18 protein-coding genes are annotated in these 23,669 nt (G+C 38.7%); 14 read left to right on the top strand and 4 right to left on the bottom strand.

The window, feature by feature from the left end:
* Positions 1–1,713 (bottom strand): phospho-sugar mutase, encoded by a 1,713-nt coding sequence (locus BUB71_RS17110; protein WP_073157854.1) that lies wholly within the window; start codon positions 1,711–1,713, stop codon positions 1–3.
* Between the two features lie 566 nt (positions 1,714–2,279).
* On the opposite strand from BUB71_RS17110, the gene BUB71_RS17105 reads away from it, so the two are divergent.
* From BUB71_RS17105 to BUB71_RS17065, 9 genes are all read left to right on the top strand, one after another.
* Entirely contained in the window at positions 2,280–2,717 is a 438-nt protein-coding gene (locus tag BUB71_RS17105) for a MarR family winged helix-turn-helix transcriptional regulator (protein ID WP_073157851.1), read from the top strand.
* Positions 2,718–2,861: 144 nt separating this feature from the next.
* The gene (locus BUB71_RS17100; RefSeq protein ID WP_073157848.1) at positions 2,862–4,031 is read left to right on the top strand and encodes an epoxide hydrolase family protein; all 1,170 of its coding nucleotides are present in this window, start codon (positions 2,862–2,864) and stop codon (positions 4,029–4,031) included.
* A gap of 76 nt (positions 4,032–4,107) precedes the next feature.
* Complete coding sequence (locus BUB71_RS17095; protein ID WP_073157845.1) at positions 4,108–5,493, top strand: MFS transporter; 1,386 nt, start codon at positions 4,108–4,110, stop codon at positions 5,491–5,493.
* An 895-nt stretch (positions 5,494–6,388) separates the two neighbouring features.
* The gene (locus tag BUB71_RS17090; RefSeq protein ID WP_073157842.1) at positions 6,389–6,760 is read left to right on the top strand and encodes a GntR family transcriptional regulator; all 372 of its coding nucleotides are present in this window, start codon (positions 6,389–6,391) and stop codon (positions 6,758–6,760) included.
* Complete coding sequence (locus BUB71_RS17085) at positions 6,753–7,637, top strand: ABC transporter ATP-binding protein (RefSeq protein WP_073157838.1); 885 nt, start codon at positions 6,753–6,755, stop codon at positions 7,635–7,637. The genes BUB71_RS17090 and BUB71_RS17085 overlap by 8 nt, the downstream gene beginning before the upstream one ends.
* A complete protein-coding gene (locus BUB71_RS17080) occupies positions 7,634–8,305 on the top strand; it encodes a hypothetical protein (protein ID WP_073157832.1) in 672 nt (223 codons plus the stop codon). Before BUB71_RS17085 ends, BUB71_RS17080 begins: the two co-directional genes overlap by 4 nt.
* 1,035 nt (positions 8,306–9,340) lie before the next feature.
* Positions 9,341–9,688: a DMT family transporter gene (locus BUB71_RS17075; RefSeq protein ID WP_073157829.1), complete on the top strand. Its 348-nt coding sequence runs from the start codon at positions 9,341–9,343 to the stop codon at positions 9,686–9,688.
* The gene (locus BUB71_RS17070; protein WP_073157825.1) at positions 9,688–10,002 is read left to right on the top strand and encodes a DMT family transporter; all 315 of its coding nucleotides are present in this window, start codon (positions 9,688–9,690) and stop codon (positions 10,000–10,002) included. Before BUB71_RS17075 ends, BUB71_RS17070 begins: the two co-directional genes overlap by 1 nt.
* 57 nt (positions 10,003–10,059) lie before the next feature.
* A complete protein-coding gene (locus BUB71_RS17065) occupies positions 10,060–10,515 on the top strand; it encodes a GNAT family N-acetyltransferase (RefSeq protein WP_073157950.1) in 456 nt (151 codons plus the stop codon).
* A 255-nt stretch (positions 10,516–10,770) separates the two neighbouring features.
* Here the strand turns inward: BUB71_RS17065 and BUB71_RS17060 are convergent, their stop codons facing one another.
* The gene (locus BUB71_RS17060; RefSeq protein WP_245815691.1) at positions 10,771–11,511 is read right to left on the bottom strand and encodes a DUF2935 domain-containing protein; all 741 of its coding nucleotides are present in this window, start codon (positions 11,509–11,511) and stop codon (positions 10,771–10,773) included.
* Positions 11,512–11,772: 261 nt separating this feature from the next.
* Here BUB71_RS17060 and BUB71_RS17055 point away from each other — a divergent pair, with 261 nt between their 5' ends.
* From BUB71_RS17055 to BUB71_RS17040, 4 genes are read left to right on the top strand one after another with little or no spacing between them, the layout of a single operon-like run.
* Positions 11,773–13,359 carry an HAL/PAL/TAL family ammonia-lyase gene (locus BUB71_RS17055; RefSeq protein WP_175552416.1) on the top strand — a complete coding sequence of 529 codons (1,587 nt, stop codon included), beginning with the start codon at positions 11,773–11,775 and terminating at the stop codon, positions 13,357–13,359.
* 17 nt (positions 13,360–13,376) lie between these two features.
* A complete protein-coding gene (locus BUB71_RS17050; protein WP_073157817.1) occupies positions 13,377–15,056 on the top strand; it encodes a urocanate hydratase in 1,680 nt (559 codons plus the stop codon).
* Positions 15,041–16,141 carry a DUF917 domain-containing protein gene (locus BUB71_RS17045; RefSeq protein ID WP_073157812.1) on the top strand — a complete coding sequence of 367 codons (1,101 nt, stop codon included), beginning with the start codon at positions 15,041–15,043 and terminating at the stop codon, positions 16,139–16,141. Before BUB71_RS17050 ends, BUB71_RS17045 begins: the two co-directional genes overlap by 16 nt.
* Before the next feature lie 59 nt (positions 16,142–16,200).
* A complete protein-coding gene (locus BUB71_RS17040) occupies positions 16,201–18,321 on the top strand; it encodes a type IV secretory system conjugative DNA transfer family protein (RefSeq protein ID WP_139279171.1) in 2,121 nt (706 codons plus the stop codon).
* A gap of 136 nt (positions 18,322–18,457) precedes the next feature.
* On the opposite strand, the gene BUB71_RS17035 is transcribed toward BUB71_RS17040, so the two are convergent.
* Positions 18,458–20,275 carry an APC family permease gene (locus tag BUB71_RS17035; RefSeq protein ID WP_073157806.1) on the bottom strand — a complete coding sequence of 606 codons (1,818 nt, stop codon included), beginning with the start codon at positions 20,273–20,275 and terminating at the stop codon, positions 18,458–18,460.
* A gap of 305 nt (positions 20,276–20,580) precedes the next feature.
* Between BUB71_RS17035 and BUB71_RS17030 the strand changes: the two genes are divergently transcribed.
* Positions 20,581–21,696, top strand: a complete 1,116-nt coding sequence (locus BUB71_RS17030; RefSeq protein ID WP_073157803.1) for a D-alanine--D-alanine ligase — start codon at positions 20,581–20,583, stop codon at positions 21,694–21,696.
* A gap of 157 nt (positions 21,697–21,853) precedes the next feature.
* Here BUB71_RS17030 and BUB71_RS17025 read toward each other — a convergent pair whose 3' ends face one another.
* Positions 21,854–23,293 carry an MDR family MFS transporter gene (locus BUB71_RS17025; protein ID WP_245815701.1) on the bottom strand — a complete coding sequence of 480 codons (1,440 nt, stop codon included), beginning with the start codon at positions 23,291–23,293 and terminating at the stop codon, positions 21,854–21,856.
* Positions 23,294–23,669: the final 376 nt, after the last annotated feature.

Here is a 23,669-nt window from a genome sequence, read left to right as displayed (position 1 = left end):
TTATTTGAACTTCTGTAATTCAGAAAAGTATAGGTTTAAATACTTTCGCATGGTATCCATCTTGTTCTGGGCTAATTTTCGCTCTTTCGCCACAGCACTGAAATATACTTTTATCTTGGGTTCTGTTCCAGAAGGTCGAATAGCAATCCAGCTATGGTCATCTAGGATATACTTAATTACATTTGATGGAGGTAATTGATCCATACCATTTTCGTAATCTTTTACTTGAATCACATGATGATCATCTATTTTTTCTAGAGGATGACGCCGCAAATCTTCCATAAACACGAATATCTGCTTCTGTCCAACTTTTCCTTCCCATTCAAATGAGAGCTGTTCATCTAAATGATAACCATATGCACGATAAATGGAATCTAAAACCTCATATAGAGATAAATGTTGCTGTTTATAATAAGCTGCCATTTCACAAAGCAATAGAGCAGCTTGGATGCCATCCTTATCTCGAACAAAATCACCAATTAAGTAGCCATTGCTCTCCTCAAAGCCAAATTCAAATTGGTTTTCTCCTGATTGCTTCATCTCTTCCACTTTTTCTCCAATATATTTAAACCCTGTTAACGTTTCAATCGTTGAAACACCAAAGCTATTTGCGATCTTATTACTTAACTCGGATGAAACAATTGTTTTTAAAACAACCGATCGTTCAGACAACAGCCTTCTTTTGGCTCGTTCTGTCAAAATGTAATGTAACATCAACACACCTATTTGATTACCTGTTAAAATGCGAAATCCATGAATAACATCACTGACGAGTACACCAATACGATCTGCATCAGGATCAGTAGCGAGAACTAAATCAGCCTTCATTTTTTGAGCAAGCTCCATTGCAAGCTCAAATGCTTCTAACTTTTCAGGATTTGGAGTCGGAGCTGTGGAAAATAGAGGATCATTCTCTGTTTGTAAGGTAACCACATGGAGGTTTGAAAAGCCTAAGGTTTGAAATACCTTGTGAATGGGTTTATAGCCAGTTCCATATAAGGGGGTATAAACCACTTGCACATCCATATTTTGATTGCTCAATATTTCAGGCCGAAAAAGGATGGCTAGCAAGGATTGATTATATTTTTCATCTATTTCTTTACCCACTAACAGAATCTTTTTCTGTTCAATCGCAAGGTGAATAGTGCGCTCAGGTAACCAAAGTCTATCACGAACGGACTCTATTTCCTTTGTTATTATATCTGAAATATTTGGTCCAACCTGATTACCATTTTCTCCATATACTTTGTAACCATTATAAGCTGGGGGATTATGACTAGCTGTTATCATCACACCTGCGGCTGCTTGTAGATATCGTACGGCAAAAGAAAGCATGGGGGTTGGACGTGCTGCATCAAAAAAATATACCTTTATTCCATAATGCACAAGAACTTCACTGGCAATTCGGGCAAAGTCATATGACATATGCCGTGTATCATAGGCAATCACAACACCTTTTTGATCGCCTTTTTGGGTATGATCAGTTAAATACTTAGCTAATCCTTCCGTCGCTTGGACAACTGTATAGAGGTTCATACGGTTGGTGCCGCCTCCGATCAGCCCACGAATACCAGCAGTGCCAAATTCTAAATGTTTATAAAATCGATCTTCAATTTCTTTTAAATCATTCAGAGCATGCAATTCTTTCTTCAGAGATACTTCTAATGTCGGATGTTCCTTCCAACGACGGTAAGTCACAAAATAGTCTTCCATAAGTCACCATCCTTACAGAAATCTGCCGGTTGAAAGCCCATGGTTTGAATCGTGGGATGAAAGACGGCGTTGCTCGGTAATCCCTTTCAAGGAATTGCTAAGAGCAACCATTTTTTGTATAATCGAACGTATGAGCGGTACTCATCCTGCTTGTAGCAGGTTTTGTTCCTGTGTACGTTATGGTATGAGGTTCAAGCGGCAAACTAAACTCTCCCGCTTGGTAAAACCATAAGAGTGAGTGATGGAATCGAAACTAGCGTACTGGTAACAGGTACGCCGCCCATGTAGGTACATGCAACAGAAGTTGTAGAACTGTATGGGATGGGCTGATGGGACAGCCCCTAGCTTGGGAGTTGCACAAAGCAGAAATGAATGGAGTGCGCAAACTACCCAAGAATCTCACGCTTTTAAGCGTGTGGAGTCTCAAGAGGCATAATCAGGTATAAATAATTTTTTTAAGACAAGTGTGACTGCGCCAATTGCCGTTGCATTCAACACTCATCAACAAATACACAGTATGTCTATCATATAATATATGAATCAACTATTCTCAAAGGAGCAGTTAGATGGAAAAAGAAAGCGTCGCTAGATGGATTTCAGTACTGCATCGTCAATTTCAAATTTATCTGAACAGGGAATTGAAGCATTACGATATTAACTCGTCTGAATACGTCTTTTTGGTTAATCTGTATGAAAAAGACGGTATTTCTCAAGAACGGCTGTCTACCAACCTATTTATTAACAAAGCTGCTACAGCGCGTACAATTGGACGACTTGAAAAGCTCGGTTATGTAAAGAGAACTCGAGATCCAAATGACAGCAGAGCGTATTTGGTCACATTGACAGCTAAAGGGTTAGAGATGCGCAATTTTATTAAAACCAAACTAGATTATTGGACCCAAACGATTTCATCTGGCTTAACGTCAGCAGAAGCGAATGACTTAGTCCAAAAGGTAAAAAAGATGACTATGAATGCGCTGGCTGAAATAAAAGGAGATGAATGATACATTCGGGTAATGAAGAGCTACTGAAATGATTCCTACTTTTTCATCTTAATAACAAGGCGATATAGTTGACTAATCAACTGTAAGGGATTATACTTTCAATTAAGTTGACAAGTCAACAATCATCAAAGGAGCCGATACAAGATGAATACCTTAAAACAAGACTTTATAGGTAACTGTGACAGTGACACTTCGATCCGTCCGTTTCGCATCACGATTCCCCAAAGTGATCTAGATGATCTGCAAGCTCGCCTGACCCAAACTCGTTGGCCTGTTGAGTTACCTGATATTGGAGGAAATGATGGTGTGCCGCTCGGATATATGAAGGAGTTAGTGGATTATTGGCGTACCTCATATGACTGGCGTAAACAAGAAGCTAAGTTAAATGAATTTCCTCAATTCACCACAACGATTGATGGTACAAACATACATTTCTTGCATGTTCGATCGCCCGAAAAGGATGCATTTCCGCTTATTCTTACCCATGGATGGCCGGGTTCTATCGTAGAATTTCTTGATATCATTGGTCCATTAACCGATCCACGATCTTATGGTGAAGATCCTGTCAACGCTTTTCATGTGGTAATTCCATCGATCCCAGGCTTTGGTTTTTCAGGTCCCACTCCTGAGAATGGTTGGAATGGGCAACGGATTGCTCTTGCTTGGGCAGAATTGATGAGACGATTAGGTTATGACCGATATGGAACACAAGGAGGAGATTGGGGTTCAGCAATTTCTCGTCTCTTAGCTGCGGTCGACCCGGAACATGTCTGTGGTGTACATCTAAACTACCTATTTGTTATACCCAAACCGAATGATAAACTTAGTAATCTGTCTAAGAAAGATGAGGATCGAATTGCACATTTGAAACGCTATATATCTTCTCCTGCTGGCTACATGGTACTTCAGTCAACGCGACCGCAAACACTTTCCTATGCGCTGACCGACTCACCTGTTGGTCAACTGGCTTGGATTGCAGAGAAGTTTATAGAATGGGTTGATCCAGCACGTCCAATTGGAATTGATCGTCTACTTACCAACGTCATGTTTTATTGGATCACAGGTACCGCTGGATCATCAGCTCGTCTTTATTTTGAGAGTGCCCAAACGAAGGGACGCCCTGTGCCCTGCCCAGTACCAATCGGAGTGGCGGTTTTTCCACACGATTTGGCTCTACCAGTACGTCGTCTCGCTGAGCAACAGTATGACATTGTACACTGGACAGAGTTTGAACATGGTGGACACTTCGCGGCAATGGAAGTACCTGATTTGTTAACAGAAGACTTACGAAATTTCTTTCGTCGTTTTCGTTAAACATGTTTTAGAAAGTTCTTACAGCATATTTCGTTAGGGATTTCCCTAGCGTTTTTTATAGGAGGTATACATCATAATGAAAATGCAAACAAAAGAACAAACGGGAGAAATATTAATGCGCATTGTGATGTTTACGGTTACGCTTTCATCGATGAGCGTACTTATGTTCATTTATATACTTCCAGAAATCAGCAAAGAATTTGATGTTACCAACGCCCAAGTAAGCTGGCTCTCTTCAGCCTATGGTTTAATTTACGCAATTGGAACTGTCACATATGGGAAATTAGCTGATCGATATAAGCTCAAAAACTTGTTGACATTTGGATTAATTGTTTTTGCAATGGGGTCGCTAGTCGGACTCCTTTCCCAAACATTCTACATGGCATTGATAGGAAGGTGCTTGCAAGCATTAGGAGCTGGTGCTATTCCCGCAACAGCTGTACTGATTCCCGTGCGTTATTTCACTCCTGAACGTAGAGGAAAAGCATTGGGAATGATGGCTACAGGCTTAGCTCTTGGTAGTGCATTGGGTCCAGTTATTTCAGCATTGATTGTGAGTGTTGCCCATTGGCGTTGGTTATTCGCTGTACCTCTTCTCATCTTTATTATGCTACCTTTTTACCGTAAATATTTGGTGGATGATCAGCAAATAGTGGCTGAGAAATTTGATTGGATGGGTGGAAGTTTGCTAGCTGCTACCGTCGCTTTGTTTCTGATTGGTGTTACTAATGGAACATGGTGGTACATGATCAGTGGTTTGCTCACTTTGGGGTTATTCATCATTAGAATCCGCTTAGTTGATGCACCATTTGTTAGGCCAGAAATCTTTACAAACAAAAGATATACATTCGGTCTGATCGTTGCTTTACTTATCAACGGGATTGGTACCTCGCTTTATTTGCTCAGTCCATTACTACTGTCCGATGTACAACAACTACCCACTTCTTGGATTGGCTATGCGATGGTTCCTGCGGCAGCAGCCTCTGCCATTTTTGGTCGAAAAGGCGGCAAGCTGGCAGACTTAAAAGGGAACTCGTATCTATTCTTTATAGCATCAAGCTTGTTATTTACCTGTTTTATTTTACTCTCTACCTTCACAGGGAGTTCTCCCCTATTCATTGCTGCATTTCTGATCCTTGGTAATGTGGGACAATCCTTCATGTTAATTGTGATGAACAATTCGATTTCACATACATTGCCGAAGAACCAAGCAGGAGTAGGGATGGGAATATTACAGATGTTGAATTTCTGTGTACAAGCAGTATCTACAGGGATTTACAGTAGGGTTCTGGATCTTGGCTCTAATATCCATTGGAATTGGAACCCGATAAATATCCCCTCAAATGGTTTCATTTATAGCAATATCTATTTTGTTCTTGCTGGTTTGCATCTCATGATCTTGTTGGTTTATTATTTCCAGTTCCGTAGAAATAAAAGCACAAACATCCAATTGGAAACTTGAATGTATCATAAATATAAAAGCAGAAGTACACATTCTTGAAAACCCGAAACGAAGCTACGCCGTGAAATACGATCACTAGCGATTACACGACTTTTTCTTCAATCTGATAACCAATTCCATTGTTGCCTACTCATGTTTCCGTGTTTTCACGGCAAGATATCTCCTCTTTCAGAACCCTTTTCTTTCTATATGAACTTAACAAAAAAGAGTATAGCCAAATCTGCTTAAGCAGATTTGGCTATACTCTGACAGATCCAACATTATGCCATATCTCCAAAAATTAAAAACCTGGATAACCGCCCATGTTACTACCTCCTTACGCATGTTAACTAAAATGTAAGTGATGTAATCCATTCATCAATACACAGACCAATTATCTAACAATCAAATCGATACAACTTTATTATACATTGTTTAAAAAATATTCTCGATTAAAATTATTTAGATTGTCTCTAAAGTCAAATTTTGTTCGCTTTCCGTCACAAACTGCTGCGATGTTTCGATCCGATTGTACCGAAATAAACGTCGCTTCCTAGCAGGCTTCCCTTTCGTTTCACTGGGACACCAAAGCTACCTCCTGCCGCCTTTATCTGCCCATCTCGATAATCAGTTTTGTCTATAAATAAACTTGAACACTTAAACAGTGTTTGAGTTTATTTTTATTTGCGTAAATATATCCATCTCTATAATCTTCAACACCACAGTGAAAAGCTGAACAATGCTTTCTTGAAATAAACATATTTATTACTATCTACATACTGAGCAAGACTCACTGATCATTCGAACCACAAATGAATGAGTGAAAATAAAACATTTTTTTCAATTACCCTTGACACATCTCTGCATTACATATATGGTTAATCACATAAGTAATTAACCACTGAGGTGATGGAATATGGGATTTTTGATTGACGATAACCAACCCATCTTCCTACAGATCGCAGAGCAGATTGAAAACGATATTTTGGAACAACGAATTGATGAAGAGTCAAAAGTCCCTTCAACCAATCAATTTGCTGCTTTCTATAAAATCAATCCAGCTACTGCGGCAAAGGGAGTAAATCTACTTGTAGATGAAGGCATCTTATATAAGAAACGAGGGATAGGCATGTTTGTAACGACTGGAGCAAGAGCAAAGCTAATCGAAAAACGAAAAGCAGAATTCTATGAAAAATATGTCGTTGCGATGATTCTAGAAGCAAAAAAATTGGGCGTTACCAAGCAGGAGTTGATCGAAATGATTCAAGGGGGAGAGGACCATGCATAATATTGTCGAAGTGAAAGGGTTGACCAAAAAATATTCTGATGTCACCGCAGTCAATCAAGTAGAATTCCAAATAGAAAAAGATAAGATTTATGGATTATTAGGAAAAAATGGTGCGGGTAAAACAACGATTATGCAAATGCTGACTGGACAAATTTTCCCCAGTCATGGAGAGATCAAAGTATTTGGAGAATCTCCCATTGAAAATCAAGTGGTTCTAAACCAAATTTGTTTTATAAAAGAAAGTCAAAAATATCCAGATGTATTTCGAGTGATTGATGTGATCGAAACGGCCGCTTCTATTTTCCCAAATTGGGATCAAGAAGTTGCAGATCAACTACTAGAAGAATTTCGGCTTCCGCTAAAAAAAAGAATGAAAAAATTATCACGAGGTATGTTCTCTTCGGTTGGAATCACGATAGGTTTAGCAAGTCGCGCACCTTTAACGATCTTTGATGAACCTTACTTAGGTTTGGATGCTGTAGCTAGAAATTTATTTTACAATTACCTCCTTGAAGATTATTCAGCACATCCTCGTACTGTGATTTTATCTACCCATCTAATCGATGAGGTAAGTAAACTATTAGAACATGTCATTGTTATTGATCAAGGCGAAGTATTAATCGATGAAGAGACAGACCAATTGCACGATTATGGGTATACGCTCACCGGTACAAAGAAACAAATAGAGTCATTGATAAAAGAGAAAAATATCATCACAAAGTCAACACTTGGAACGTTAACATCCGTTACAATCAAGGGTCCACTATCTAAAAAAGAGAAAGAACAAATACAAGAACTTAACCTTGACTTACACACACTCTCTCTACAACAGCTAGTCGTATCTCTTACAAGTAGAAAGGATGGGGAACTGAAATGAACCAATCATTCAATATTATGAAAATGCATCTGCGAACCAAGTTTACTTTGATCTACCTTCCTGTGATCATTATGTTATTCAGCTTTTCAATCAATTTAATTATTGCTAATGCAACTAATCCCAAAGAAGGAATATATACAGGTGGTATTGCATCCATCTATATCTATATCATGATCATTGGTGCGTTCATCATCAAAGAAACATTCCCTTTCTCCATTGGTATGAGTGTCCGACGTGCTGACTACTTTTGGGGTACCTTATATATGATTGTTTTAGTCACAATATGTGATGCAATCATCTTGAACATTTTGAACTTGATCGAAACAATGACGAACCATTGGGGGCTCAATCTTCACTTTTTTAATTTACCTTATCTAAACGATGGACCAATATGGCAGCAAATATTCATCCAGTTTAGTATACTTTTCCATCTATTTTATCTTGGTTTTTTCTCTTCAAGCGTCCACCGTCGATTTGGTAAAAAAGGATTAATTGTTCTCATGTTTATTACTGGAATCATTGCAAGTGTGATCACCTTACTGAACTTGGCACCCCTATTTCATTGGTTCGCACAACATACAGCATTCCAACTATCACTTTGGCTGATCCCATTCACATTTTTCTATATCATTATTTCATATCTATTTTTACGTAGAGCAACTGTTTAACCATCTCTAGTCTTGGATCTAAATGATTCAAGGCTTCAAATTTTCTTGATCACTTCTACTTTTCTATTCAACATGACGTTCATCTCTATCCAAATTCGTCCAAGAGTACTCCCGCTTCTACAAGCGGTGAGGTGAATGGGACGTGGTTCGGTATCCCTTTTGCGGGATGCTTAGAACCACTTTTTTTTTTAGAATAGTTGTAGCTCTTTGAAAACTGAAGATATGGGGTTGTTGCTGGAAAGGGTCAGTAACGTAAAATCTTCAACCACCCAGCTCACCGAAGTTGCGAAAACCAAGCGAAAGTAGGGAGCATAGCAGAGCATACTTTGTTTTCACCGCTGGGACGGCGGGTAGAGCCTGCTAAGATAACTGGACGTTGGTCTGGTGTTCGCAGGAATCTACCACCTACAGAGGTGGTAGTAGTTCAAAGTTCCATGATCATTTGAAACCAAGTTTCTGAGCTACTTTCCATATTTCCTTTTTAATCTGAAATACTGCGCCCACACGAAGCAATTTATGAATTTTGTTTGATATTTCGAATAACTGTTGTTTAGTCGTCATACATCCATGTATAATGAAAACAATATTGTCTACCGGGAGCCATTGATATACTCCCAGAGCCTTACGGAGGTAATCAGACGATGCGAATCGTGTGCAGCAACGGGGACGACGAGGACGACGAGCCGGTGTACAACCCGAACAGGCGGGACAAGACGACGGAAGACTCCGCCTCCGACGAAGTAGCCCTTCGGCTACTCCCCCTGGGCGACCATGTGTCGCCCAGGGGGTATTTTATTTAAAGAAATATGCCCCCTATTTCAACTCTTTGAAATTGTAACACTCCTACTTTATATATGATCTACCCTCAAAAACAAATGTTCAGAACAAATGCCATTCGACTACCTCTGAACCGAAATTCACCACCCACTTAGCTGACGCTTGAAGTGGGAGTTAAATAGAAAGCTGCCAAGAAAATAATATTTCCATGTCCAATAGTGACATTAGCAATTTTTCAAAAACAGGAGGAAGAGAACGATGACAGAAAAAAAGGATAAGCGAATAAGCGAAGTGAGAGCATGGACATATGTACTCATAGGAGGACTATTGGAAATTGTATGGGCAAGTGGGTTCAAATACGAGGCCATCCCCAGCATTGTCGTTCTTATCTCCTTGATAGTAAGTTTCGATTTGATCATAAGGGCCACCAAGGTGCTACCCGTGGGTACAACTTACGCTGTTTTTGCTGGAATGGGCACTTTGGGAACTACGATTATGGAAATCGTAATGTCTGGCGGTGTTAGCGTTTTGAGAATTGTACTTATATTAACCTTGTTAGCATGTATCATCGGTTTGAAATTGTCGAGTAAAGGCGGTGAAGCGTAATGGATTGGATGTTGCTTATTTTGGCGGGGTTATTGGAAGTTGTCGGGGTCATCGGGATTAAACGTGTTGCCCAAAAAGACAATTGGATCAATAACACGATTCTAATTGCTGGATTCATTTTGAGCTTCCAATTGCTTGTTCGAGCGATGGAAACGATACCGCTGGCGACAGCTTACGCGGTTTGGACAGGAATTGGAACTGTTGGGGCTGCCGTTGTTGGAATGATATTTTTCAAAGAGTCGAAGAGCTGGATTCGGATCGGCTGCATACTTGGAATTATTTTCTCTGTCGTTGGATTAAAAATGGTCAGCTAATGAAAAGAACTTGTCCAACCTTTTAAATAATCGTTTCAGTGGGGGATCATTTTGAATATCAATCTTACATTGGATGACTTGACCGGAGCTGAAATTATTGCGTTGATTGGCGAACATCTTCAAAATATGTCACTCCTCTCCCCATTAGAAAGTATGCATGCCTTGAATCTGGAGGGCTTAAAAAAGCCGGGAGTAACTATCTGGAGTGCATGGAAGGAAGATGAATTGGTCGGTTGTGGAACACTTAAAGAGCTAGACAACCAACATGGGGAAATAAAATCGATGCGAACAGCTTTGGCACATCGAAGAAAAGGTGTGTCTAGGCGAATCCTTCAACATATCATTGAAGAAACAAAGCAACGCGGCTACAAGCGGATCAGCCTGGAAATGGGCTCAATGGACGCCTTTCAACCAGCAAGAAGACTATACGAAAGTTTTGGATTTCAGTATTATAAGCCTTTTTCGGATTACATCGAAGACCCGAACAGCGTGTTTATGACAAAGAAAATATAAGTTCCTCAAACTTCCCACCATTCATCTAAGCATCCCCACAAGGGGGTATACCGAATGACGCCCCCTTTCATCTCACGATTGAAACTGTAAGCTTTCAGTCCGAAAAGTTAAATAATCAGACAATGCTGATCGTGTACAGCAACAAAGGGAACGACGATGAATCTGCCTTCGTTGAAGTAGCCTTCTCGTCTACTCCCTTGGGCGAACACAGGTCGCCCAGGGGTATTGTAACCTTCTGTTTGGAAACATGCTCCTCTATTTCAACTTCTCGAGATAATAACACTCTTCTCTATACATATGATCTGCCATTAATGGTGCAATTGTACCCAATAAAGTTTTACTGGTTGTCATCTCCTCTACTTCTTTTAGAAAACGCTGAAATAATTTTATTTCGAGTTCAACATCTTGAGTAAATCTCCTCAAAGCAGGAAAGTCTTTGCAATTTGTTCGTAAATAGCCAGCTAATTCGATGGCTTTTAAGTAAAAAGCTTCAAAATGCTTGGTGAAAATTTCTGTTTTTTTCAACCACTCTTTCTCAGTACCATCTATATTCTCATTTAATCCAGTAGCATGACCTGCAGCATCTGGTAACCAGAGTAGATGCTGATGCAAGACATGTAAAGGTGGAACTCTTTTGTTTTGACATAGATATGAAAGTATCCGTAAATATTCTTCTAATTCATTTACCATATGATTGATAAATGTTGGCGAGAGATGGAAAGCAAACTCTTCGGTTAACAATCTTTTTAAAAGATGAAGTTTAAATTTCCTCAATCGCTTGGCGACTTTTTCAGACGCTGCCAAGTCATAAATTCGCTCCTCAATTAACTCCTGAATATGAAAATAAAGCTCTTTTGCACGATGGGCTTCTTTTTTTTCATTTGGTGATAACGCATCATAAATAAACTGACAGTGATCCTTCAATATATGAAGCCAAAACGACTGTTCATAAGTAATTACCTCTTCCAAATGCTCCAAAATCAATACCCCTTTCACTCTCTTTCCTCTTCTGTACATATATGTACAAAATGCTTAACCCATTATTCAAAAAACCCCCTCTGAATGAATTCATCCAAGAGATACAATGATCCCTTTATGAAGTGTAATTCGAAAATTGGGTCTTGAATCTAAACTTTTAAAATGGTAAATTTACAAATAAGCATAAAACTGATTAAACCAACATATTTACTTTGTATTAAATACACTTAATTAGTTCGAAATAATGATATCCTGTAATGCAAAGGAAAGATGATGGGTATGAAGCAGAAAACAATTGTCTTAAATGGCATCGACCTAACGATTCAGCAAGTAAGACAGATTGCTCGAGAACAAACATACATAGAAATTTGCCCTGATGCCCTATCTAAAGTGAAAGCAGCAAGAAAAATCGTTGATGATATGTTACAGGATGATAAGACGATTTATGGGTTAAACCGAGGTGTTGGTGGGAACAAAGACATAGCGATTCCCAAACATAAACTACCAGAGTTTAATTTGAATCTACTATTATCACACGCAGTTGCTACTGGTGACCCTATGAGTGTTGAAGATGTACGTGCCATGATGACCGTTCGACTCAATTCATGGCTACTCGGGTATACAGGGATTCATCCTGAAATTGTATTGCTATTAAAGGATTTCATCAATTTTGGGATTCATCCGATCATCCCTGCCCAAGGATCAGTGGGCGTATCCGATTTAGCTTTTCTTGCTCATCTTGGATTAGCTCTATTAGGGCATGGAGATGTACTGTTTCAGGGTGTGACATTAAAAGCAATTGTGGCCATACATAAAGCTGGACTACAAGTTGCTACCCTATGTCCAAAAGATGGATTGTCCATCGTAAGTGCAAATTCGTATAGTTCAGGTAAAGGAGCTATCTTGTTAGCCGATATTATAGATTTTTTAGACACTGCTGATATGATCTATTCACTTTCTTTAGAAGGCTTTCATGCAAACATGAATACGCTTGATCGTAGTCTCGAGAAAACAAAATCATTTCCAGGTCAACATCTTTCGATTGAAAATGTAAGGAGCTATCTACGCGGAAGTTATCTCTGGAATACGGATAAACTCAAGGCTATTCAAGACCCGCTCAGCTTTCGCAGTGCCTGTCATATTCATGGGTCCGTGCGGGATGCAGTGATGAGTGTAGTTGAGTATCTTCATATTCAATTACAGTCCTCTGATGATAATCCTGTTGTGATGATTGAGGAGAAACGAATACAAGGAAGTGCAAACTTTGAAGTTACCAATTGGGTATTAGGCTTTGAGATGATTGGGATTGCTTTTAGTCATCTCTCCAAAAGCTCCTGCTTTCGATCCATCAAACTTGGAATGCCCAGTTTTACAAAGTTAACAAGATTTCTTTCACCAAAAGATTCGATCTATCATGGTTTTGGAACCATCCAAAAAACTTTTTCCTCACTTGATGCAGAAATTCGACACCTTGCTAACCCCATATCAAGTGACTATATCTCCATTGCAGCAGATATGGAAGATCATGCCACAAATGCACCTTATGTTATTCAAAAGACAACAAAAATGTTGGATAACTTATATAAAATTTTAGCAATTGAGGCACTGCATGCAGCACAAGCAATTGATTTACGCAATGGGATTCGACTCGGAGTAGGTACGCAAAAAATATATGAGATTATACGTTCTGAAGTTCCTTTTCTAGACCGTGACAGAAATCTTTCAATCGATATTCATAAAATTTACAATCTACTAAAAAGCGGTCAGTTAAAGGCTGAATTTGAAAATAAACAACAGGAACAGCGCTCTTCGTTCCCTCTGTACCAACGTCAAAAAGGTGAAGAGTTTATCAACGAAGTCTATTGAAAGGATGGGTCAGAACATTGGATAAACAAACATCGATTAAAGCTGGTCGTGGTAATCAGCTCCGTTGTAAAGGTTGGCGCCAGGAAGCACTGCTTCGGATGTTGGAAAATGTATTAGAAAATGGTGAGCGACCTGAAGAGTTGATTGTATATGCTGCACTAGGAAAAGCGGCTCGTAATTGGACTTCATATCAAGAGATTGTACGTTCTTTGCAAGAAATGAAAATCGATGAAACATTGGTGATTCAATCAGGTAAACCGATTGGCATCTTTAAGACACATCCTTTCGCACCAATTGTTATCATGGCAAATTGTAATGTGGTAGGCAAATGGGCAGAAAGCGAGTATTTCTATGAATTAGAGAAAAAGGGGCTCATCGCTTGGGGTGGGCTCACAGCAGGAGCTTGGCAATATATTGGTTCACAAGGTGTCTTACAAGGAACTTATGAAGTTTTCTCTGCGATTGCTAGTCAGTTTTTTAGAGGAGACTTGAAAGGGCGTTTTATTTTAACAGCAGGCTTAGGCGGAATGGGCGGTGCACAGCCATTAGCTGGTTTTATGGCAAAAGGGATTATTTTGTGTGTAGAGGTGGATGAACAGCGAATTGATAAGCGGATTCTCTCTGGCTATTTACAAAGAAAAACAGACAGCCTTGATGAGGCGCTAACTTGGGTTGAACTTGCAAAACAGAAGCAAAAAGCACTTTCGATTGGGCTTGTAGGCAATGCAGCCGAAATTTATCCTGAAATACTCAAACGTAACATCATTCCTGATATTGTAACAGATCAAACAGCGGCGCATGATCTACTAAATGGGTATATTCCAAAAGGCTACACGCTTGAATCTATTCAAAGCGCAAGACTTTCCTCACCAGAGCAAGTTCAAAAAGATGCGCGGTTATCTATTGCAGCTGAAGTGGAAGCAATGCTTGAATTTAAGCAAAAAGGATCAATCGTCTTTGATAATGGTAACAATATTCGCTCTCAAGCCTTTCAAGCCGGTGTTGCGGATGCTTTTCAAATTGATATATTTACAGAAGCTTTTTTGCGTCCTTTATTTAGTAAGGCAGTTGGTCCCTTTCGTTGGATTGCACTTTCTGGAAACCCAGCAGATATAGAAATCATCGATGACTATATTTTGAATGAATGGAAAGAACATCAATCACTTAGAAATTGGATTAACTTAGCTAAACAATATGTTCCGATTGAGGGGCTACCAGCAAGAATTGGCTGGTTAGGACATGGCGATCGGACAAAACTTGCCTTAACCGTTAATCAAATGGTTCAGCAAGGAATTTTACATGGACCTATTGCATTTTCGCGCGATCATCTTGATGCAGGAGCCATGACGCATCCTAAAATCATGACTGAAAATATGAAGGATGGTAGTGATGCAATCTCTGATTGGCCGCTTTTAAACGCAATGCTCAATTGCTCCTCAATGGCTGATTTAGTGGCCATTCACTCTGGCGGCGGAGGATATATGGGCTACATGACAAGCGCAGGTGTAACCGTAATTGCTGATGGCACAAAAGAAGCTGAGTGGAGAATCTCTCATTCGCTAAATAATGATACTGCTTTAGGTGTGATGAGATATGCAGATGCTGGTTATAAAGAGGCGATAACGACAGCAAAGAACCACAATCTTCAATGGATTGATTTGACTGAAAAGGAGCGTCTTTCATGGGTAGAGAATTAACGATACATGATGTTGAAGCAGCAGTAAGAGGAGGTTCAGTATTTGCTTGTGGTGGTGGTGGTTGGTTTGATCATGGATTAGAAATTGGCAAAGCAGCCATTACTGTCGGAAAGCCAAAGCTAGTCTCAATCGATGAACTACCTGATGACGCAATTGTAGTCACCACAACAGCAATAGGTGCTCCAGCAGGCACTAATTGGCAAATGTTAGGGAAAGATTATATAAAAGCTGTACAATTATTACAGGAAAATTTTGCTGATCAAGTCGTCGCTGTGATGACACCACAAAATGGGATGTCTAGTACGATCAATGGATGGCTACCTGCTGCTGCGTTAGGTTTAGTAGTTGTAGACGCTACAGGGGATATTCGTGCGCATCCTACAGGAAAAATGGGGTCACTAGGATTGGCTTCTTCTCTCGATTATGAGACGATTCAAGTAGTAGTTGGTGGAAAGCCTGAAGAAGGATCATACCTTGAGCTAGTGGTAAAAGGTACACCCGCTCGTACTTCAGACATCTTGAGGAAAGCTGCAGATCTAGCTGGAGGATTTATTGCTGCCGCTCGTCATCCCTTACCCGCGAGTTATATCAAAAAACATGCAGCGATCGGTGGGGTCTCCAAGGCAATTGATTTAGGGAAAGCAATTTTAGCAGCAGAAGATCAAGGATCTGAAATAATCCTTGAAACCATCTGCCAAGAAACACATGGCGCCATACTTGGTCAAGGTATCGTTAAAAAAGTTGATGTTTCCTACCATCAAGCGTTCGATATCGGCACCATAACGATCGAAGTAGAAAATGATTTTCTCACTATACATGTTATGAATGAGCATATGGCTGTTGAAGATGCTCAAGGTAATCGTCTCGCCACTTTTCCAGATGTGATTACAACGATCTCAACAAATACTGGTAGACCAGTCAGCGTAGGCCATTTACAAGAAGGAGATAAAATCTCCGTTTTCCATATTTCCAAAGAACAGTTACCATTAAGCTCAAGCGTAAAAGACCCCTCCGTTTATCCAGAAGTAGAACAAGTGCTAGGTATTCAATTGTCAAATCATGCTTTAAAATCAATTAGAGAGTGAGGAGAAAAATGTTTGGAATATGGAGCATTCGATTGTGCTCTCTGATGGGAATATGCCTCTTGATATGGCTGTTATTAAGATTATCAAGAATCTATCACCAGCATCAGCAAGTTCATACATTTCATACAGTTCGCCTAAAATTGAGTAGATATGACCAACCTAATTATAAAAGTATGTTATCGTTTATACACTTTTTACATCGTCTCTTATCCCCCTTATATCCATTTCAATACCATTATTTAGGTGCGCAAACTCTTTCATGGGAAATTATATCGGAAAATGGGCAAAAAAATATTTATCTATCTGCCAATCGTTCATTACTTGAAATGATCTTAAAAAATTTCCAAGCAACCTATCCTCACCTACGATTTGAAGCAGTTGATCGCCATATGAATATGCCTACTCTGCTAGAATCGACCTGCTTAAAAGAGAGGCTTATCTCTTGTTTCTATCCATTCGATGATCAAGAATATATCAATGAACATTCGATGATCGATCATTTATTACAGAGCATGGACTCACATCATGGAGCGATTGGCATACAGCTTTTCATCACTCCATATCAAAAAAGGAAATTATTCACTCGAAAAAAACTGGTTACACCATTTGCATCAAAAATTCGTCTTTTTGCTACGCAAAAGCATGAACTTACTGGATTGGTCAACATATTAAAAAAAGCGGTCACACCGATCCCTCTTCGCCCTATTAACCGAATATATGCAAAATTAATCAAATATATAGAGCATCGATGGAACCTACCAATCCATCTTTTTGGACCGAAGATTTTATTTTCGGCAAAACAATTAGCTGGATTCTTACAGATTCCTTCTTCGCAGCTTAAAACGTCTGGAATGGCTCGCATGAGCAATCAACGGTATCCCGTTCCCGCTTTAGTACCAAAAGAGCCGGAAGTAAAAATCCCCATCTTTGAAACGGAACAAGGAAAACGCGTTGGTCTAACAGAACAAATGCTACAAGACCATGTACTCTTTGTTGGTGCACCACCATATGGTAAGACAAAAGCTGTTGTGTCGCAAGCAATCCCATCATTTTATCGACAGGACGAACCTTCAGTTATTATTGCGAGTACGATTGAAGAAGCAGAACATTTTTTAGCATTTATCCCACCCACGAGAAAAGTTTATATCATGAATATGGATGATCCAGGAGATTGGGGGATTAATTTTTTAAATAATGACCAGATAGCTGCTGATATCATTGCAGAACAATTAGGAAATATACTGGAAGACGTGTATGGAGATCGAATCAAAAATATCAGTTATGTAAAACAAGCCTATATGACTTTGCGTCTTGTAAGAGATTGCTCTCCAGCATGGCGTAAAGTGATCCCCTCAATTGATTTACGACATATTCGGGAAATACTTGTGAATCATCAATATAGACATGAAGTAATCAAAGCGCTTCCCCGAAATTCTATACTCTTTCTATATTGGTCAGAACAGATACATTATTTTAAAAATCGTCGATATTACGCAACCACACTAATGCCAGTTGTTGATATATTAAATCGTATTTTATCTATTGAACCTTTAACAAAAACGTTATGCCATCCTTGTACCATTGATTTGGAAAAAGCACTCTATGATGAACGAGCGATCGTTCTTTTACATGGCGGGAATTGGGATTGGCGATATGATTTTTATTCGTTTACATTTAGCATGTTTATTACACAAATCTATCAAACATTGCTTTACTCCAAACGAATGCATAGCTCAGGAAATAAAATCATGACGAATCTATTTTTTGATGATTTTTCAGGATTTGCGGGTCGAATGATGACACTGCTTTGTATCCACTCACTAAAACTGGGGGTTCGCATTGTTGCAGGAGCCATTACCTACCGTGATATTCACCCTAATATGCATGAAATCATCGATAATCTCTTTGCCAATAAAGTGATCTTTCGAACACAATCGTTTGAAGATGCACAAAGATGGAGTGAACAGATCAAACTGTTTCAATATGATGATTTTCTACATTTACAACCATTTCACGCAGCAGTTAGTTTACAGGTAAATGGGCAGCGAGTTGACCCTTTTCTAGCAAAGGTGCTTTTCTATCCAGAATTGATGAAACATTTGCATCTCTACACATGGCCTAAAGCACAAGACGTACAACTCCCTGCCATTATCTATCCTGATGGAAAAAAAATTTATTAACCATTACCATAACAACTTCATTTGTTTCACTTTTTGCGAGCGAAAAAGCAAACGATTCCGTTGGGCCTTGAGAGAGTAGGATCACCCCTCTCTCAAGGCTGTTTTTCTTGAAGCTCTCACTGAAATTGACCTTTATTTACTTTTTTAGCCGATAAGGAACCGTCGTCACAATAATATTTTTCAGATACAGAAGATATAATCGAAGCAATAGCCCAGATTGATTATGCAATATATCATGCCATCGCTTTTTGGTAATAAATTGAGGAATCACAACAGTTAAAGAATGATTATTTTCTTGCGCTTTTGCTTGTACAATATCGATTAGTCTTGTTAGTGGTTGTGTAATACTTCGATATTGTGAATATAGCGTAATCAACCGAATATTGGGTCGCCATTGTTCCCATTTTTGTTTCATCTCTATTTCACTTTCTCGATCAAAAGCGACATAGACAGCTAACACTGTATCCCCAATCAACTCAGCGTAATGAAGTGAATTTTCCACCACTTTTGTAATCCCTGCGACTGGTACAAGTACAACATTTCCATCTAATTGCAATGTCTTTTCTGTCTCAGTGAGTCGAAGTTGCTCTTCTACACTTACATAATGTTTCTTTATACGATGAAAAAGATAGACGATAAGAGGGACAAAGATGAGAACAGGCCATACTTGGGTAAACTTCGTTACAAAAAAGATGGTAACAACAATAAAACAAATCATAGCCCCGATCAAGTTCACGACTAATTTAGAAACCCACCCAACTGATTTTTCACGTACCCATTTTGTAATCATCCCACATTGAGAAAGAGTAAAAGGGATAAATACACCAATTGCATAAAGCGGAATTAAATGTTCAGTCTCACCTCTAAAAATAATGATTAACAGGATTGCAGCAGCCCCTAAGGTTACAATCCCATTTGAATACCCTAATCGATCTCCTCGTATGAGAAACATACGAGGAATATATTTGTCACGTGCCAAATTGACTGCTAATAATGGAAAGGCAGAAAAACCAGTATTTGCGGCTAATATGAGAATTAACATTGTGGTGCCTTGGATCATAAAATAAACCCAATTTCGCCCAAAAATTTCAGATGCAATTTGCGAAACCACAGTTTCCTCAGCTTTTGGTGTAATGCCAAGCCAATAACCCAAGAACATAATTCCAGCAAAAAGAACAGCTAAGATACTTCCCATCATAAAGAGCGTATAAACTGCATTTTTAGCTGGTGGTTCTTTAAAATTCGGAACTGCATTCGATACAGCTTCAACACCAGTTAGTGCAGAACATCCCGATGAGAATGCCTTTAAAAGTAAAAAGAGACTAATCCCTGGTACAAAAGTACCGATCGGCGTATGATGCTGAGGAATTCCTCCATTGACAATCTTCCATAATCCTCCACCAATCATGACCAGAATAGCAAAAACAAATAAGTAAACGGGGTATGACAAAATGGATGCCGATTCTGTTACACCACGCAAATTTAAAAGGGTGATCAAAACAACAAATACACATGCAATCAAAACCGTAAAATCATGAAGTTGGGGAAAGGCTGATGTAAGTGCATCCGTTCCTGCTGAAACACTTACCGCAACTGTTAATATGTAGTCAATTAATAATGATTCTCCTGCAATGAGACCTGCATTCTCTCCCAGATTATTTCTGGAGACAATATATGCACCACCTCCCGAAGGATAGGCATAAATCACTTGGCGATATGAGAGGATTAACGCTGCTAACAAAATTAATACACACAATGCGATCGGGATTGAATACCAAAAAGCTAATAAACTAATCGATGCTAAAACAATTAAGATTTGCTCAGGGCCATATGCAACGGATGAGAGCGCATCTGATGATAGAATAGCTAAGGCTTTTAACTTATTTAACCTCTGCTCCTTTAAAGCACTAGACTTTAAAGGTCTACCAACCAAAAATCTTTTTAAATCACGCAATCTAACACATCCCCTTTAAATAAGGAATCGTCACGATTATATTTTATATATAAATAAAAACTAATATATACAACATAGATAAAGAGCAGCTATACGAGTGGTGTATTTGTAATATTCGTAATATAGGAGTTAAATAGCTTCACTCACTAAAGAGAATTTTATTTACTACATATTCAATTATATATCCAACCACAATTAGGGCAATCATTCCATATTTTTTTTTAAAAACCAAATGTTAAATCTAAAGACCTAATCCGACAACTTCTGAATATAATTTGAAAACTTCTTCTGTGAGGTGAATGATGATGAATAAAAAGATAAAGGTTGCCATTCTATATGGTGGTAAATCAACAGAGCATGAGGTTTCCTTACATACCGCTTTATCAGTTATGCAAGCTATTAATATAGATCGTTATGATGTACATCCAGTCTATATTAATCAATCGGGCGATTGGATTCCCTGTCCTCCACTCACAGAACCGATAAAAGATATGAAAACATTAATCGATGTAACCGATAGACAAACGTCAGACATAGCCTCAATCTCTCCTCTTGCCCGCATACAAAATCTGCAAGATCCCCCATCAGATCTTCAAGTGATTTTTCCGCTACTACATGGAGTGAATGGTGAAGATGGAACCGTCCAAGGTTTATTTGAATTATTAGATATTCCTTATGTAGGAGCAAATGTACTCGCTTCAGCAATTGCAATGGATAAAGTGATCCTACGTGACCTTTTCCAAACACATGGCTTTGCCCAACCTAATTACTTATCTTTTACTCAACACAAATTGAAAGAAAACATAAAAACATGTTGTAAACAAGTTGAACAAGAACTCGGCTTTCCTTGTTTTGTAAAACCAGCGAATGCTGGGTCGAGTGTGGGTATTTCAAAATGCCTTGAAATATCATTACTGGAAGCAGCGATTCATCAGTCTCTGAAATATGATCAAAAAGTAATCATTGAAGAAGCGGTCAAGGGGAAAGAGATCGAAATAGGTGTGATCGGTAATGATCAGCCCATCGCTTCTGTAGCAGGCGAAGTCCAATTCAGCAGTGATTTTTATGACTATCATTCTAAATATCATGCGAATGATACAAAATTAATGATTCCAGCCAATATACCTTCACAAGCTTATGAAAAGATAAAGGAAATGGCTCTCCGTGCCTTTCAAGCGATTCAATGTTCTGGGCTGGCAAGAATTGATTTCTATTATACAGAAGAAAATCAAGTTTTAATTAATGAGATTAATACGCTACCTGGTTTTACTCCGCAGAGCATGTTTCCTCAGTTATGGGCCCATTCAGGCTTGCCTTATGCAAAATTGATCGATTGTCTCATTGAATATGCAATCGAAAAGCATACAAATAAAACAAAAATTACTTATCATCAACCTACGTTAAATAAAGACAAAAACTAAAAAAGGAGGGCGCTCCCCTCAGCTCGTAGACTAAGTTACATGATCTGTTCGTGACCGCAGTTCACGGCGACGCTCCGATCCGGGCTTCCAAATTTGTAAGCAGTTATATTCTGTAGTCTAAGGGTAATCACTCCACCTCAACACATTAAATCAAGAATTATCTATCTTCAGGCTCAACTTTGCGACTACCTAAAAGTAATATCGCGATAAATGCAAGTGCAATCGGAATTAAAGCATATAGAAAAAGCTGGGTAATGGATGAAGACATTGCTAACACAATTTTATCTAAAATTTGTTGGGGGATTTTCGGACGAATCTCAGGCCGAAAAATTGTACTTGGATCGCCAATTTTGGCTAATGGATTCTTCCCCATTTCCGCAAATGCATCTTTAAGTTGGTTCATAAAAGATTTACTCTGAATGGCACCAAAAATGGTAACACCTATAGTCATACCCAAAGAACGAAAAAACGAATTTGTAGAAGTAGCAGAACCTCGAAACTTACTTTCTATATTATCAATCGAAGAGGAAGGGAGAAGAGAAAAGGAAAATCCAACACCAAAGCCAGCTAGGATCATATACATTGTTAGATAGAAACGGCTTGTATCTGGAGTCATTGTACTTAAAAGATACATTCCTACTGCAAATGCTATCACTGAGACCAACATTAATTTACGATAACTTAGTTTTGTTTGAAAAACCCCGCCAATTGCACTTCCAGCAACCGAACCTAGCATCATTGGCGTTAATATTAGGCCTGCATTTGTAGCCGTACCTCCATATACTGCCTGGACAAAAATTGGAATAAAAACGGTTAAAATCACAAATGTAGCCCCATATAGTAGTGTAATTACTTGAGAAGCAGCAAATATTCTTCGTTGAAACATCCAGAAAGAAATAATCGGGTCTTTTGCCTTCCTTTCAACAAACAAAAAGATAAGAAAGAAACAAATAAATGATACAAAAAGCAAAATAATTTGGGGCGAATCCCATTGATATTTTTTTCCACCTAATTCTAAAGCAAACATTAAACTTACAACTGAGATCACAAGCGTAATCGCTCCCCACCAATCGATATGCTGCTTTACAGTAGGATGATTCTCTTTATATGCTTTTAACACAAAAATCAACGACAATATACCAATCGGAACATTGACATAAAAAATCCAGTGCCAGCTTATATTTTCAGTAATATATGCGCCTAATAGTGGACCTAATACACTTGAGAAACCAAAAACAGCTCCCAATAGTCCTGTCATTTTACCTCTCTGTTCAATCGGGAAAATATCAAAAACAATGGTAAAAGCAATAGGCATCAAGGCTCCCCCACCAATTCCTTGAATCGCCCGATAAATGCTTAATTGGACAATACTTTGTGCAGTACCACATAGAATTGAACCAATTAAAAAAATAAACAAACCAAAAATATAAAATTTCTTACGCCCATACATATCCGATAACTTCCCAAAAATCGGCATACCAGCCATCACTGCAACCATATAAGCAGAAGTTACCCATACAAACTGATCTAATCCTCCTAGATCAGCGACAATTGTCCCGATAGCTGTCGCAACAATTGTATTATCCATTGATGACATAAATATACCTAATAACAATCCAGCAACGACAAAGCGTAAATTGCTCTGACTTTTTTCCACAGCCTTTTACTCCTTTTCATTCAAATACATCCATTTCATATATAAATCTACTAAACTTTTTATCTTCCTATTTTCTTCAGTATGTACGAATTAGTTTAAGAAAAATACTACCAAATCATCATCAAAGCCGATTCTCCCTTATTCTATCAGTTTTTCTGAAAGAGTACTCCCACTTCAAGTTGCTAAGTGGGTGGTGAATTTCAGCTAGGCGATAGCCTAGTGGCATTTGTTTTTAGAACATTTGCCCTTTTTATTCTTATATGATATAATCAGTCTTAATTAGCTAAAAGGTTGTTTTGTATATGAAAATAGACAG

Source organism: Seinonella peptonophila, assembly GCF_900129355.1.
Taxonomy (GTDB): domain Bacteria; phylum Bacillota; class Bacilli; order Thermoactinomycetales; family Thermoactinomycetaceae; genus Seinonella; species Seinonella peptonophila.
This window is presented reverse-complemented; position numbering and strand designations above follow the sequence as displayed.